This window comes from Demequina sp. TMPB413, assembly GCF_020447105.2.
Taxonomy (GTDB): domain Bacteria; phylum Actinomycetota; class Actinomycetes; order Actinomycetales; family Demequinaceae; genus Demequina.
In genome coordinates this window covers 707,137-722,073 of sequence record NZ_CP096184.1, presented here as the reverse complement: position 1 = coordinate 722,073, position 14,937 = coordinate 707,137, and the positions used below count along the sequence as shown (strand labels likewise).

The 14,937-nt window shown below is 64.8% G+C and carries 13 protein-coding genes; 5 read left to right on the top strand and 8 right to left on the bottom strand.

The window, feature by feature from the left end; translation table 11 throughout:
• Nucleotides 1-226: 226 nt before the first annotated feature.
• The 7 genes from LGT36_RS03445 to LGT36_RS03415 form a co-directional block, all read right to left on the bottom strand.
• On the bottom strand, nt 227-1,951 hold the full coding sequence (locus LGT36_RS03445) for a right-handed parallel beta-helix repeat-containing protein (RefSeq protein ID WP_226096344.1): 1,725 nt from the start codon (nt 1,949-1,951) through the stop codon (nt 227-229).
• Nucleotides 1,952-2,203: 252 nt separating this feature from the next.
• Complete coding sequence (locus LGT36_RS03440; protein ID WP_226096343.1) at nt 2,204-3,616, bottom strand: UDP-glucose/GDP-mannose dehydrogenase family protein; 1,413 nt, start codon at nt 3,614-3,616, stop codon at nt 2,204-2,206.
• 27 nt (nt 3,617-3,643) lie between these two features.
• The gene (locus tag LGT36_RS03435; RefSeq protein ID WP_226096341.1) at nt 3,644-4,684 is read right to left on the bottom strand and encodes a nitrous oxide reductase family maturation protein NosD; all 1,041 of its coding nucleotides are present in this window, start codon (nt 4,682-4,684) and stop codon (nt 3,644-3,646) included.
• Nucleotides 4,681-6,612 carry a right-handed parallel beta-helix repeat-containing protein gene (locus LGT36_RS03430; RefSeq protein WP_226096339.1) on the bottom strand — a complete coding sequence of 644 codons (1,932 nt, stop codon included), beginning with the start codon at nt 6,610-6,612 and terminating at the stop codon, nt 4,681-4,683. Before LGT36_RS03430 ends, LGT36_RS03435 begins: the two co-directional genes overlap by 4 nt.
• Complete coding sequence (locus LGT36_RS03425) at nt 6,609-7,853, bottom strand: glycosyltransferase (RefSeq protein WP_226096337.1); 1,245 nt, start codon at nt 7,851-7,853, stop codon at nt 6,609-6,611. The genes LGT36_RS03430 and LGT36_RS03425 overlap by 4 nt, the downstream gene beginning before the upstream one ends.
• Nucleotides 7,854-8,042: 189 nt before the next feature.
• Nucleotides 8,043-9,197: a YibE/F family protein gene (locus LGT36_RS03420; protein ID WP_226096335.1), complete on the bottom strand. Its 1,155-nt coding sequence runs from the start codon at nt 9,195-9,197 to the stop codon at nt 8,043-8,045.
• Between the two features lie 9 nt (nt 9,198-9,206).
• Nucleotides 9,207-10,586: a glycine--tRNA ligase gene (locus LGT36_RS03415; protein ID WP_226096333.1), complete on the bottom strand. Its 1,380-nt coding sequence runs from the start codon at nt 10,584-10,586 to the stop codon at nt 9,207-9,209.
• 151 nt (nt 10,587-10,737) lie between these two features.
• Here LGT36_RS03415 and LGT36_RS03410 point away from each other — a divergent pair, with 151 nt between their 5' ends.
• The 5 genes from LGT36_RS03410 to LGT36_RS03390 are packed head-to-tail and all read left to right on the top strand — an operon-like array spanning nt 10,738 to nt 14,222.
• On the top strand, nt 10,738-11,673 hold the full coding sequence (locus LGT36_RS03410; RefSeq protein ID WP_226096332.1) for a metal ABC transporter substrate-binding protein: 936 nt from the start codon (nt 10,738-10,740) through the stop codon (nt 11,671-11,673).
• Nucleotides 11,666-12,463 (top strand): metal ABC transporter ATP-binding protein, encoded by a 798-nt coding sequence (locus tag LGT36_RS03405; protein ID WP_226096329.1) that lies wholly within the window; start codon nt 11,666-11,668, stop codon nt 12,461-12,463. Before LGT36_RS03410 ends, LGT36_RS03405 begins: the two co-directional genes overlap by 8 nt.
• Nucleotides 12,460-13,302 (top strand): metal ABC transporter permease, encoded by an 843-nt coding sequence (locus LGT36_RS03400; protein WP_226096328.1) that lies wholly within the window; start codon nt 12,460-12,462, stop codon nt 13,300-13,302. Before LGT36_RS03405 ends, LGT36_RS03400 begins: the two co-directional genes overlap by 4 nt.
• Entirely contained in the window at nt 13,299-13,703 is a 405-nt protein-coding gene (locus LGT36_RS03395) for a Fur family transcriptional regulator (RefSeq protein ID WP_226096327.1), read from the top strand. The genes LGT36_RS03400 and LGT36_RS03395 overlap by 4 nt, the downstream gene beginning before the upstream one ends.
• Nucleotides 13,704-14,222, top strand: coding sequence for a DedA family protein (locus tag LGT36_RS03390; RefSeq protein WP_226096326.1), 519 nt, complete (start codon nt 13,704-13,706; stop codon nt 14,220-14,222). It begins immediately after the preceding gene.
• Here the strand turns inward: LGT36_RS03390 and LGT36_RS03385 are convergent.
• Nucleotides 14,173-14,931: an isoprenyl transferase gene (locus LGT36_RS03385; protein ID WP_226264639.1), complete on the bottom strand. Its 759-nt coding sequence runs from the start codon at nt 14,929-14,931 to the stop codon at nt 14,173-14,175. The two genes, LGT36_RS03390 and LGT36_RS03385, sit on opposite strands and share 50 nt — an antisense overlap.
• Nucleotides 14,932-14,937 lie beyond the last annotated feature (6 nt).

Genomic DNA, 14,937 nt, shown 5'->3' with positions numbered 1-14,937 from the left:
ACGTCACACTCAACTCCATTTGATGAGAGTTCATGTGCCGTTTGGCTTGAAGCGATCTTTACCCAAATCGTTTCGACTGCCAGTCAGGCCTGGTGCGAATACCCCGAGGGGAATGGCCGGGGGCGGATGTAGTACGTAGGTACTACGTCCCGAATTTACGTGCTCGTAACCTGAGGAGAGCGCAGGCGGGGGCCGATCCGGCTGGACCAACCCCCGCCTGATGCTTCTACTCGATGACGGTTCCCGTCGCGGAGGAATCGATGCGGTAGTCGCCAGCTGGTGCGCGAACGATGCTGGCTGCTTGGATCCGCGTGCCGGCTGAGTCCATCACGATGAACCCATATCCGTTGCGCGCGCGACGAAGTCCCGTCGTGTCGATGGAGACGTCAACGAGAGACGCGTTGACGGAACCGTACTTGACCACGACGCCTTCATCGCCGATGCCGGACACGGTCACGCGTTCCACGCGAATGTCGTCGCTTGCCTTGATTTCGAGGCCAGTCTGACCGCCGGTCAAGGTGAGCCCCTGAACACGCCAATGGGAGGCCCTGTTGAACGACAACACCTCACCTCCGTCGATTCCAGCGCCGACGATCACGGCACCTTCACCGCACAGCCAGATGGGATTGGTCGCCGCACCGTCTGCACGGGTCTCGAACTCGCCTGCGTAGGTGCCAGGCGCGAGCACGATGACATCCCCAGGAACAGCGTCGTCAAGGGCTGCGTCGAGCGCGGACGCCGTCGACACGGTGACGGTGGGTGCCGAACACTGGTTGCCGTCGGTCGGGAGCTCGGGTGAGGGTGCCGGCTGCGGCGCGGGCTCGGGCTCGGGCGCAGGACTCGGCACGGGCTCGGGCTCTGGGGTGGGCTCGGGCTCCGGGGTGGGCTCGGGCTCCGGGGTGGGCTCGGGCTCAGGGGTGGGCTCAGGCAAGGGCGTCACGTCCACGGGATTCGCCACGCAATCCACATTGGAATAGCCCTCGCGCGCGGACGTCACCGTGTTAGAGCACTCGACCACGTTTCCGCGCACTGGGGTGAGCGAGAATCCGAGGCCCGGCCCATTGACGTTGGCGACGTTGTTGCGGAACACGTTGTCGGTTCCCCAGCCATCGACGATCTCGTGCGTCTGGAATCCGTCCATCGGCGTGTTGACGCCCGTGTTGCCTTCGATGAGCCAGCCGCGCCCCTTCACGTCGACCCAGGAGTCAGCGCCGGAGGAGACAAGGGCCGAGCCATCGAAGCGGTTGTTGCGGAGCACTCCGCCCTCCGTGCCTTCCTTGATATCGACGGCCTCACCGGTGACGCCGTAGATCGTGTTGCCCTCGAGAAGGTTGAAGTTGGACTCGTCTGGCTTGCCTGCCGAGATCGAGGACCAGTTGGACTGCGCGGTCCCGACGTAGATGCCTTCGCCAAACTTCGTGTTGCGGCGGCCAGTGTCATGGATCACGGAGTTGCGGACGACGTTGTGCGACGAGAACTTGCGCAGGTGCACGGCTTCGTCACCGATGTCGTAGACCTCGACACCATCGATCACGGCGTGGTCGGTCTCGTCGAGCATGATGCCCTTCTGGCCATGGCGCACCGTGATTCCGGTGACCCGCCAGTAGTCGGCGTTCTTCAGGTGCAAGACGTAGCCGCCGCTGCTGCCCTCGCCGTTCAGGACGGCATTGGCCGAGCCGCATAGCGTGATCGGCTTGGCCGCCGTCGCAGGGTTGTCCGCGATGAACTTGCCGTTGTAGACGCCGTCCCGCAGAGCGATCACGGCACCGGGAGTGGCGGAATCCAGCGCCGCGTGCAGTTCGGATGCCGTAGCGACCGTGACGTTGGGGCTAGGGCAAGAAGCAGCTGACGACGCGGATGCCGGCGTTGACGAGACGGCGGCCGTCCCCGCGACAAGGACGCTGACGGCCAACGCCGTCAGGGCGCGCGAAGGCGCACTTGAGACATGCATGGGTGTTTCCTCACTGGGGCCTTGAGCCCCCGGGACGACCGCGAAGGTCCGTCTCCGTGTTGTTGCTGAACATCGAGCCACGCGCCTTGCGGCGAATCCGGCTCCGGGATGCCATGAAGGTAGCAACCGTATGGAGCCATGTTTGGGCCTTTTAACCCGTTTGTGAGAAACGTCACCTGTGAGAAAGATGACGGGGTGCCCCCCATGATGGGGGGCACCCCGCGATGCTTGGTGGAATCACCAGGAACGATGTCAGACGCTCGACAACTCCTTGTCGAGAGCGTCTTGGCGAGCCATCTGCGAGTGGACGTCGGCCGGCCGCCCGAGTGCTCGGTAAACCCAGCCCGCGCGGTGGTATGCGTCAGCGTCAAGGGCGTGCCTGCCGTCGACGACGATGCGCCGGCGCACGAGTTCCCCCATCATCTCGGGATCAGCGTTCTTGAACTTGTCCCACTCCGTCAGCAGGACCACGGCGTCGGCGTCTTTGAGCGACTCCGCGAACGTCGCGGAGTAGGTCAACTGCGGGTGGGTTCGACGCGCATTGTCCATGCCCTCTGGGTCGAACACCACGACGTCGGCACCCGCCTCCTCGAGACGACGAGCGACGTCGAGGGCAGGGGCGTCTCGCACATCGTCCGAGTTGGGCTTGAAGGTGGCACCGAGGCACACGACGCGGGCCCCTGGAAGCGCGCCGTCGAGAAGTTCGCTGACCAGATCGACGGTGCGCTGGCGCCTACGGTTGTTGATGCCGTCCACTTGGTGGAGGAACTCGACCGCCTGGCCAACGCCAAGTTCCTCGGCACGGGCGGTGAAGGCCCTGATGTCCTTGGGGAGGCAGCCACCGCCGAAGCCCAGCCCTGGCTTCAGGAACAGCGAACCAATCCGATTGTCGTATCCGAGCGCTTCCGAGAGCACCTGCACATCAGCGCCGGACGCCTCGCATACCTCCGCCATAGCATTGATGTAGGAAATCTTGGTGGCCAGGTACGAGTTCGCCGCTACCTTGACGAGCTCGGCCGTCGGCAGGTCGGCCACGACGACAGGAACGCCCTGGTCGATGACGGGCGCGTATACCGCTCGCAGCATGCGCTCGGCCCAAGCGGACTCCACGCCGAACACCAAGCGATCGGGATGCAGCGTGTCCTCGACCGCGTAGCCCTCGCGCAAGAACTCGGGGTTCCAGGCGATCTCCAGCACCCCTGGTTCCCTGGTGATGGAGTCGACCAGCATCGTGAGCTTCTCTGCGGTTCCCACGGGAACAGTGGACTTGCCGATGACCAGCGCTTGCCGATCCGCGTGCTGCGCGAGCGCAGAGACGGCCTGCTCGACGTAGGTCAAATCCGCGCCGCGACCGTCCTTGCGTTGGGGCGTCCCCACGCACACAAAGTGGACATCGCCGAAGTGCGCGGCCTCCTCGAAGGAGGTGGTGAATCGCAACCGGCCAGAAGCGAGTTGTTCCTCCAAGAGTTCTGGCAGCCCTGGTTCGAAGAATGGCACTTCACCGGCGGCGAGCTTTTCGATCTTGCCAGGGTCAACGTCAACTCCCATGACGTCAAAGCCGAGGCTGGCCATGGAGACCGCGTGGGTGGCGCCAAGGTAGCCGGTGCCAATCACCGTCATCTTGGGTCGGTCGGGTATGTGCCGTTGCATGTTGTCAGAAGCCATACTGTTCCTTTCCTCGTGATGGTCGCGCTAGCCCTCGCGGCATTGCGCGTTGCTGAAACCTTCGCCTGCCCCTGAAACCTCGTTGTCGCAGGAGACGGAGTTGTCTCGTTCAGGAGTAAGAGAGAAGCCATATCCGTCGGCGTCAACCGTCGCGACGTTGCCGCGAAACATGTTGCCTGTGCCCCAGCCGTCAAGGATCTCGTGAGTCTGGAAACCATCGAGGGGGGCATTCACTCCGCGGTTTCCCTCGATCAGCCAGTCATTGCCCTTCACATCGACCCACGAATCCACCTCGTCGGACGCCCCCGCGCCGTCGAAGTCGTTGTCCCGAAGAATCCCGTCCGAGGTGCCCTCCTTGATGTCAACGGCCTCTGCGCTCACGTCATAGATCGTGTTGGCCTCGATCAGGTTGCGGTCCGAGTTGTCGGGTTCGCACCCGGAGATGTCGCACCAGTTCGATTCCGCGGTGCCAACGTAGATTCCCTCGCCGTACTTCGGCTTGCGCAGGCCGGTGTCGTGCACCTCGTTTCCGCGCACCACGTTGTCGCTGCTGAAGGAGCGCAGATGAATGGCCTCGTCGCCAATCGAATGGACGTCGAGCCCCTCGATCACGTTGTGATGTCCGTTGTCGACCATCACACCCTTTTGCGAGTCGCGCACGGTGAAACCGGAGACGCGCCAGTAGTCGGCGCCATCGAGGTGAAGGCCGTACGCGTCGTCGGGCCCTGGGCCCACCAGCTCCGCCTCCCGAGGACCGCAAAGCACCACGGGGTCGCTCTCGGTCCCATCGGTCGTCGCCACAAACTCTCCCTGGTAGGTGCCGGGCTCGAGGACGATGACGTCGCCCGGCTCGGCCCCATCGAGCGCCTCGTGCAACTGAATGGCGCTCTCGACCGTGACTGTGGCGGCGGGACACTCGCCGACGGGCGCCTCCGAGGGAGTCGCCGGTTGCCGAGTGAGCGAAGGCAAGGCATCGGGGTCTTCGCGATCGGGCATCAACATGACCACCACCGCCGCAATGCCCACGGCCGCCAATACGGCAGCGCCTAACGCTAGGCCTGTCTTCATCGCGTACTCCTTACGTTCGCGTCATCATCCGCGAACACGGGAGCGAACCACTGGCTCTCCGCGTGCTCGTCACGGACGTCCGTGTGCCGGCCGCTGGCGGTCTCGTCGCGACGGACCTCCTGCGGTTCAATGGCACCAGGCGTGAGCTTCTCGAGCGGCTCCCTGTCCTCATAGGGATGCCGGACGCCTGCACGACGCGCGCGGATCCTCACACTCGCCGCGAGGGCCAGAATCAGCCCGAGCAACGCCCACATGAGCGACAGCGGCGTGGTAGCGAAGTCGACCGCCCGCTCAAAGAACGAGCCGTACGACCAGTTCGCTACGTCATTGGTCTCGGACACCACCGCGCCCTCAGCTCTCAAGGTGTCAACGGCTGACGATCCTGCCCCTGCCACCTCGTTTCCTGCGATCGTGGTCCCGGTCGCGGTGCCCACGACGGAGACTCCGTGAACGGTGGCATCAGTAATCGTGTTAGCGAGCAGTTCGGCGTCGGCCGCTCTCGCGTAGATGCCAATCTGGGCGCCGTCGACGCTGTTCGCGCGCGCCGCACCCGCGACGCCATCCCAGAAACTGATGCCTTGAGACTGGACCGACTCCACCTGGTTGCCCACCACCGAGACCTCTTCAGCGGGACCGGAGACGGCAATGCCGTACCGACCGCCGTCAACGCGGTTGTGGCTCACGGCGATCGAATCACCGCCGTGAATCCTGATGCCGAAGTCGGCGTTGTTTTCCGCCACACTCGACTCGATGCGGTGATCGCTAAACGGGCTCGTGCTCGAACCGCTCACGGAAGGACCCTCTGCAAGCGCGTCGGCGTAGACCGTGACTCCGTTGCGACCGTTGTCGTTGGTGGTAGTCCCGAGCAACGCCACTGCATGGGATCCGGCCATCACGCGGATCCCGTCTCGGCCGCTCGAACTCGCCTCCGTGTGCGAAAGCATCGTGCCGTCTGCGTCGCGGTGAATCACGATGCCATCAACTCGGCTGTCAAGCACCGTCGACTCGGCGATCTGCGCAGGACCTGTCCCTGACACGAACATGCCGAAGGCGTTGTCCGTCACCTGAGTGCGATAGACCTCGACTGCTGGCGCGAGGGCCAGAGCGCGCAGCGGTTCATCGGTGGCACCGAAATTCCCGGAAGGCGACGCCGTGGTGGTGTCGCGCTCGGCTTCTGCGTGGCTGTCAGTCGAACCGGCTTCGACGAGCGGCGGGAGCGCGTCCCTAGGGGATTCGTTGCCGACGAAGGACAGCCCGCCCGTCTTCCCGCTCCAGAACCCGAGCGAGGAGACGTCAACGTTTCGCACTCGCGCCTCGGCTCCTGAAGCGCGGATGTAGGCCCTGCCGTCCGCCGTCGTCTCGTCGGGCCCGTCGCCGTCCCAGCTCGCCACCGCGAGCTGCGTGCTTTCGGAGCCCTCAAGAACGAGCGTGCCGCCGATCGTGACGATGCTGGCGAAGCCTTCCTCGTTGCTGAGCAGCCTGATGCGCATGGCGTCGTCCGACGTCAGTTCGAGAGTCGCCCCCCTGGCGACCACCACGTGCTCACCAATGGTCACGACGCCCGTGACGTCCTTGGTGACGGTGTCGGGCGCAACGTTCAGGAGGTCCGGCACGGTGTACGGGGCTGGCCGTGGTGGAAGCACGAGCGTAGTGAAAGGCTCGGTGTCCACGCGGTACGGGTAGCTGTGCGTTGCAGGCTCGGTGCGCACATCCCTTTGAACGTCGGCCACGAGTTCCAGGCGTTCGTCTTCGCGCTGAACCCAGGAGGCTTCCGCTTCCGGGTCCCCGTCATAGGACGCCACCGTCTCGGTGCCCGAGTCCGCGGGCTCCTCAGCGCCCTGCGCTTGCGCATCCACGCGAGAACCGAGTCCGAGCCACGCGAGCCCGGCGAGCGCCAGTACGGCGATGATCGTCATCGTCTTGGTCATACCAATTGCTCCCTTGGTTCGAGACTCGAAGCGGTCTGGCCCTCGCCGCCACGCCCGGTCGCGTCGCGCGTCAGCCAGCCCTGCTTGTTCATGGTGATGAAGGCGTACACCTTGATCGGAAGGGCGATCAGGATCACGGTTGCCGTGACGACGGGCAGGTACAACACATCGAGGGGGTGCCTGATCAGGTGGGAGAACCCTCGGATGCCACGACTCACGATGAGCCAAGCGGAGATCGCTCCGACCGACAGCCACGTGAACTCGAGTCGGGAGAAGGCGATGTAGCCGATGGTGATTCCCATCGTCACTGGCGTCAGCACAATCTGCAGCACTGTCACCTGCGTGACGAGCGGGGTGCGCCACAGCCAGCCCTTCGCGATCGCCGTCATGTAGGTCCGGTAGGAGTTGCGGCTCCAACGCACACGCTGCTTGATGAACGCCCTGAACGTCGAGGGGAACATCGACAGCGCTCGCGCCGTCGACTGGTGCACCGTTTTGTACCCTGACGCGAGGACGAGCCAGGTGAGCCGGCCGTCGTCACCTGCGATGCAGCGCTTGCCAAGGAAGAACTCGTTCTCCAGATTCTCAAGAACGGGAATCACGGCCTTGCGGCGGTACACGGCGGTGCGACCGGAGACGCACGCGACGCCCCCGGCCCGCCCCATCGCGGGGACGTAGTCGTAGTAGCGGAGGTTCACCAGCCAGTCTGCGACTCTCCTCCACACACTGGAGCGACGCTCCTGAACGTTCTGATGAGTACTCACCGCACCCACACGCTCATCGATGAACGGCTTCTGCACCTCTTCCAACAGGCGCGGCTGCCACCAGGTGTCGGAGTCGACAAGCACAAGAATCTCCGAGGTGGCGCGGCGAATTCCATGCCCGAGAGCGGAGCGCTTCCCCGCGTGCTTGAACAGCACCGGCTTGACGCGCTCGTCGCCGAGTTCGCTGATGCGGCGGTAGGCCTCCCCGTCCTCGACGTCGAGCACCACGATGATTTCGGTCGGGTTCTGTTCACGCCACGAGTCGAGGCACCACATGAGGATGTCGGGGTCCTCGTGGTACGACGGCACCACCACCGAGGTGGTGGTGCGGAAATCGGACTGGATGGGCCGCGCAAAGCGGGATAGCACGAAGCGATACAGCCACAACGACCACACGATCGCCCCCGCGAGAGCGATGGGAACGTAGGTCCGCCATTCCGTCGAGAAGTGTTGCAGGACGTCGGAAAGTAGATTCATGTGCGGGTCCTAGAAGCTCGCGTGCAAGGGGCAGGAGCGTCGCCCGCATCAAGGGCGGGGACGCAGCGCTAGTGGGATCAAGCGAGCCGCCTCCGCAATTGCGGGGGGCTACGAGCGCTTGGTCCGGCGTCGGACCTTTTCCACGCTAATCGCGCGGCGTGTGATGTGCAACACATACCGCGTGCCGGACTATTCCGCGTGCTGCTCCGTTTCTGGAGTCCTGGCCACCGATCCGGGCGAGGCCACCACGAGAGCGCCGATCGCCGTGGTGAGTGGCACAGCCAGCACCAGCCCGATCGAGCCAACGAGAGTGCGGACGACCTCTTCAGCGATGTCGGAGGACGTGAGGGTGAAGCCCAGACTGGTCCCGTACAGCGAGATGAACATGAGCGTGGGAAGCGCCGCCCCCACGTAGGCGAACGCGATCGTGTAGACGGTCGATGCGATGTGGTCACGCCCGATGCGCATTCCTCTCAAGTACAGCGCGACCCACCCAAGATCCGGTCGCACAGCGCGCAACTCCCACACGGCCGACGCTTGGGTCACCGTGACGTCGTTGAGCACACCGAGACCCGCCAAGACGATGCCAGACAGCAAGATTCCTTGCAAGGAGACTCCGCGCTCGAAGAACTCGAGGTGGGTACGGTTTTCGCTCCAGAAGCCCATGAGTTTGGAGGCGTCGACGGCCCACCACGCAAGCACTGTCGTGACGGCAAGCCCCGCCAAGGTGCCCAGATAGGCCGTGGTCGTTCTCGCATTCGGGCCGTGTGCCATGTACAAGAGCGCGAACAAGGCGCCAGAGCCCGTCACCAGCCCGATCACGAGGGCGTTGCCGCCGTCGAAGAGCGCCGGGATCGTGAAGAAGAAGACCACCCCGAAGGCGACGACAAGGCCCAGCAGCGCGCCAAGGCCCCGCCAGCGAGCGACGGCGAGAACCACGATCACGTACGCGATGAACAGTGCGAGCATCGGGCTGCTGCGTTCGAAATCGGAGAAACCCAATTCTCCGGTGGGAAGTTCGAGCGCGCGCACCTTGTCGCCGGGCTGGAGCACGATGGTGGGGTCGTCAAAAGTCGAGATCGGCTTGACGTAGGCGCCTTCCTCGCCCTTCACCATGGCCGTCGCCGACCCGTCCTCCGCGACGGATTCGATGGTGGCGCTCACCCAGGTGGATCCCTCGCCCAAGGCGTCGAGCGAGCCGCGAAAGCTGAAGTCGTCCGGCCAGACCGCTGCGGCGCCCCACAGGGTGACAAAGATGATGACGCCGACGATGACGCTGAGAATCGTGGTCGTGCGTTCGGAGGCGCGCGGTCGCGGTCCGTCGTGGCTGTGTCCGGCTCCCATGGCTTCTCCCTAGGCGCCTAGGAGCCGCTCGGCGAGGTAGCCCTTGACCTTGTCGAGGCTCACGCGCTCTTGCAGCATCGTGTCGCGGTCGCGGATCGTCACGGCCTGATCGTCGAGAGTCTCGAAGTCGACGGTGATGCAGAAAGGAGTGCCCACCTCGTCCTGACGGCGGTAGCGCTTGCCGATGCTTTGCGTCTCGTCGTAGTCGACGGTCCATGCGCCGCGCAGTTCCTTCGCGAGGTTTTGGGCGGTGGGCCTCAGGGCGTCGGTCTTGGACAGCGGCAGCACCGCCGCCTTGACCGGCGCAAGCCTGCGGTCGAGGCGGAGCACCATGCGGGTTTCGGTGCCACCCTTCGCGGTGGGCACCTCCTCCTCTTCGTAGGCCTCCACCAGGAACGCCATGAGGGAGCGCGTCAGACCAGCGGCCGGCTCGATCACGTACGGCACGAACCGCTCCGATGTGGCGGGATCGAAGTAGCTGAGGTCCTTGCCGGAGTGCTGCGCATGGGTCTTGAGGTCGAAGTCGGTGCGGTTGGCGATGCCTTCGAGCTCGCCGAACTCGGTTCCTTGGAAGCCGAACCTGTACTCGATGTCGACGGTGCGCTTGGAGTAGTGCGACAACTTCTCTTTGGGGTGCTCGTACAGGCGCAAGTTCTCTGGCCTGAGGCCAAGGTCGGTGTACCAGTCCATGCGGGTGTCGATCCAGTACTGGTGCCATTCCTCGTCGGTGCCAGGCACCACGAAGAACTCCATCTCCATCTGCTCGAACTCGCGCGTACGGAAGATGAAGTTTCCTGGAGTGATCTCGTTGCGGAAGCTCTTGCCGATCTGGCCGATGCCGAAGGGCGGCTTCTGCCTGCTTGCCGAGAGCACGTTGGCAAAGTTCACGAAGATGCCTTGAGCCGTCTCTGGGCGCAAGTAGTGAAGGCCGGAGTCGTCCGAGGCGGCGCCAAGATAGGTGCGCAGCAGACCGTTGAACATCTTGGGCTCCGTCCACTGCCCACGGGTGCCGCAGTTGGCGCAAGCGATATCTGCCAGGCCGTTCTCTGGCGCGCGGCCCTTCTTCTCTTCAAACTCCTCGAGGAGGTGGTCTTCGCGATAGCGCTTGTGGCAACTCAGGCACTCGACGAGGGGGTCCACGAACGCGGAGATGTGACCGGAGGCCTCCCACACTTGCGGGGGCAGAATCACGGAGGAGTCGAGGCCGACGATGTCATCGCGGCTGGTGACCATCGCGCGCCACCACTGGCGCTTGATGTTCTCCTTGAGCTCGACGCCCAGCGGCCCGTAGTCCCAGGCAGACCGCGTGCCACCGTAGATCTCGCCGCACGGGAACACGAAACCGCGTCGCTTGGCAAGGGAAATGACATCGTCGAGGCGCGTAGCCATGGGTAACTCTCCTGGGTTGAAGGTTGCCTGAAGTGCTCGCCCAGTCTAGTCACGCACCGCGGTGCCACTGCCCCCTCGCCGTTGCTCGGTCCGGTCCCGTGCCCGCGCTCCTAGTTGACAATGATTATCAGTCCGGTCTACGGTGATGGTCATGAAGACGACCTCGCCCATGACCCTGTCCATCAGCGCGCTTGGCGCACTCGCGCTCGCGGCTTGCTCCAGCACCGAAGCCTCGTCAGACTCATCCGCCGAAGCGGCGACCGCCTCGCTCAACGTTGCCGCGGCCTTCTACCCCTTGCAGTACGTCGCTGAAGGCGTGGGCGGCGCCCACGTTGCCGTGTCCTCCCTCACTCCGGCCGGCGTGGAACCACACGATGTCGAACTCTCCCCCGCCACCGTCCGCGACCTGAGCAACACCGATCTGGTCCTCTTCATCGATGAGTTCCAGCCCGCGGTCGAGGAGGCCATCTCCTCGACAGGCGTGCAGTCCTTTGATGCGGCCTCTGTGATCGAGTTTGCCGAGGCGGAGGAGCACGCCGACGAAGAAGACCACGCCGAGGAGGACGACCACGGCTCATCGGACCCACACTTCTGGCTCGACCCGACGCTCCTGGCCGATTACGCAGTCGCCGTGGGTGACGAGTTCGCCACGCTCGACCCCGACAACGCGGATGACTACACGGCCAATGCCGCCGCTCTCGCGGACGAGTTGCGGGGCCTCGACGAGCAGTTCTCAACCGGCCTGGCCATGTGCGAGCGCACGGACATGATCACGGCGCACGAGGCATTCGGCTACCTCGCTCGCGCCTACGACCTCGACCAGATCGGCATCGCCGGGCTCGAACCGGACACCGAACCCTCCCCTGCCCGCATGCGTGAGATCCACGACATCATCGAAGAGACTGGCGCCACCACCGTCTTCACAGAGGAGCTGGTGAGCCCGAAGGTCGCGGAGTCGATCGCTCAGGACGCAGGTGTCGAGCCCGCGATTCTCGATCCGATTGAGTCCGTGGCTTCGGACGACGACTACCGTAGTGTCATGCTGCGCAACCTCGACGCCCTGAGGGCGGCCCTCGCCTGTGAGTAGCGAAACCTCGACGCCGAACGTCCCCCGCCCCGTCTTGGTGGCGCGGGACGTTCGCGTGTCTCTCCAAGGCTCAGAGATCCTGCACGGCGTCGACATTGAAGCCGCTCCGGGCGAGGTCGTGGCGCTCATGGGCGGCAATGGCTCTGGCAAGTCGACGTTCGTGAGGGCGCTCGTAGGCGCCGTGCCATCCACCACGGGAACAATCGAGTTCTTTGGTGAGCCCGCCTCGGCCCTTGCACGCGCGCGGGTGGGCTACGTTCCGCAACGCCTCACCGCGTCAGGGGGCCTCGCGGCCACCGCCCTTGAGGTCGTCATGTCTGGACTACTGGGACAACGCACGCTGAGGCCTGGGCGCGGGGCACACACCAAGGCGCTCAAGGCTCTCGCGACTCTTGGTGTCCAGGATCTTGCCGATCGCAACGTGAGCCACCTGAGCGGCGGCCAACAGCAACGGGTGCTGATCTCGCGCGCCCTGGTCAGAGAGCCGCGCATGCTCATCCTCGATGAGCCGATGGCAGGCGTCGACCTCGAGTCCCAGGTGGCGTTTGCACACGCCCTTGGGCACCTCAAGGAAGCCGGTGTTGCCATCGTCATCGTGCTCCACGAGCTCGGCGCGCTCGCGCGGCACATCGACCGGGCCGTGGTGATCGAGCACGGCTGCATCACCTATGTGGGCGCTCCCCCTCGCGACCTTGGCGTGCACGCGCTGCCTGGCCACGATCACGAGCACCCCCACGAGGAGCCCGCGCAGCGCACCGGTTCGCGCCTCGGATTGGAGGGGCCTCAGTGAGCATTCTCATGGAGCCGCTCGTGCAGCGGATGCTCATTGCGGGACTCATGGTGGGCATGGCGACTCCCGTCGTAGGCACGTACCTCGTACAGCGCCGGATGGCGTTGCTAGGCGACGGAATCGGGCACGTCGCACTGGCCGGCGTCGCTGCCGGCTGGCTCGCTGGTTCGGCAGCGGGCCTTGCCCAGCGAGATGCTCTGGCGATTCCCGGTGCCATCCTTTTTGCCGTCGGCGGCGCTGTCGCCATCGAACGCATGCGTTCGAGAGGTGCGGCTGCCGATGTCGTCATGGCCATCCTGTTCTACGGAGGCATCGCCACCGGCGTCCTGCTGATCGGCCTCGCAGGTGGATCGAACGCGAACCTGCTCGGGTACCTCTTCGGTTCCATCTCGACGGTGACCTGGGTTGATGTGTGGATCACTGGCGGCCTCGCCGTCGTGATCCTTGCCGTTGGTATCTACTTGCGGCCCGCCCTCTTCGCGGTGACGCACGATCAGGAGTTCGCCCGCTCCACAGGTTTGCCTGTCGCGGTGCTCAACATGGTCGTAGCAATCCTCGCCGCGGTGACCATCACGGTCGCGATGCGCGTGGTGGGAGTACTTCTCGTGAGCGCACTCATGATCCTCCCGGTGGCCATCGCAGAGCAGCTCACGTACTCGTTCTCCCGCACCATGCACCTGGCCATGGGCATCGGAACCGTGCTCACCATGGCTGGGGTTGCGATTACCCTCGAGCATGATCTTCAGCCAGGCGCGCTCATTGTGGTGCTGGGTGTCGCCGCCTACGTCCTCACGAACATCGTCGCAACTATCGTGCGACGCGCGAAGGGAACGCCGTGACTGACGCGCCACCGCGCATGACGAAACAGCGGACGGCCGTGCTGGCGGTCCTCAAGCAGGGCGGGTTCAGGTCCGCTCAGGACTGGCATGACCGCTTGCGCCACTCGGGCTCGAGTGCCGGGCTCGCCACCGTGTACAGGGCCCTTCAGGCGCTGGCAGAGACCGGCGACGTCGACGCCGTGGTCACTGAGTCAGGAGAAACGCTCTACCGACTGTGCGAGGCGCGGGAGACGCACCATCACCACTTGCGGTGTCGCGCGTGCGGAGCGGCCGAGGACATCGACATGCCGTCCATCGAGGTGTGGGCTTCCAAGGTGGGCGCCGAACGCGGCTACTCGCAGATCGACCACACCGTAGAACTGACCGGCGTGTGCTCGGAGTGCACTGCGAAGGATCTGTAGATGCCAGGGATCCCCGGCTTCGTCGAGGAGCTCGGCTGGTGGGCCGTGTTCCTCTTCCTCTTCTGTGTGGTGTTGCTGAGGGCTCAAGGCACCTATTGGCTCGGACGATGGGCACGCAAGGGTGCGGAGACTGGCGCTCAGTCACACAGCGTGCGCGCAGCTTCGATGGCACGCAGGCTGTCGGGGCCTGGCGCTGACAAGGCCCGTGACTACCTGGAACGCTGGGGCTTCATCGGGATTCCCGCGTCGTTTCTCACGGTGGGCTTCCAGACGATGGTGAATGCCTCCGCTGGCTTCATCAGGATGCGATGGGATCTCTACACCGTCGCGATGATTCCTGGTTGCATCATGTGGGCGGCGCTGTACACGGGCGTGACCTACTCGCTCGTGGGGGCATGGAGCCGCTCGCCATGGCTTCTGGCGGCCGCAGTGCTCGGCGTCGCAGCGCTCCTTGTAGCGGCCGCCGCTCTCACTCGGCGGCGCCGAAGCGCCGGTTCCTCCGTGCGTACTCCTCAATAGCTGCCCATAAGTGCGTCCGGTTCACATCGGGCCACAGCACGTCTGAGAACACGTACTCCGCATACGCCGCCTGCCACGGCAGAAAGTTGCTGGAGCGTTGTTCCCCGCTCGATCGCCAGAAGAGGTCAACGTCGGGCATGTCCGGCTCGTCAAGGTGTGCGGCGAGGGTCTTCTCCGACACCTTGGACGGATCGAGTTGACCGGCGGCGACCTTGAGAGCGATGGCCTTCGCCGCGTCGGCGATCTCCGCCCTGCCTCCGTAGTTGACGCACATCGTCAAGGTCAGCACCTTGTTGTTGCGCGTCATGTCTTCGGCCAGCTCGAGTTCGTCGATCACGGACTTCCACAACTTGGGACGACGCCCGGCCCACCGCACGCGCACTCCCCATTCGTGCATTTGGTCGCGCCTGCGCCTGATGACGTCGCGGTTGAAGCCCATGAGGAAGCGCACCTCGTCTGGGCTGCGCTTCCAGTTTTCCGTGCTGAAGGCGTAGGCGCTGATGTGGGTGACCCCCACGTCGATGGCGCCAGCCACCACATCGAGAAGCGCTGCCTCTCCCCTGGCGTGTCCCTCCGTACGGGGCAGGCCTCGCTGCTTCGCCCACCGGCCGTTTCCGTCCATGACGACGGCGACGTGACCGGGAACGGCCGACGCTGGTAGGGCTGGCGGGGTGGCGCCAGAGGGGTGAGGAAAGGGCCTGGTGGTCACGGCTTG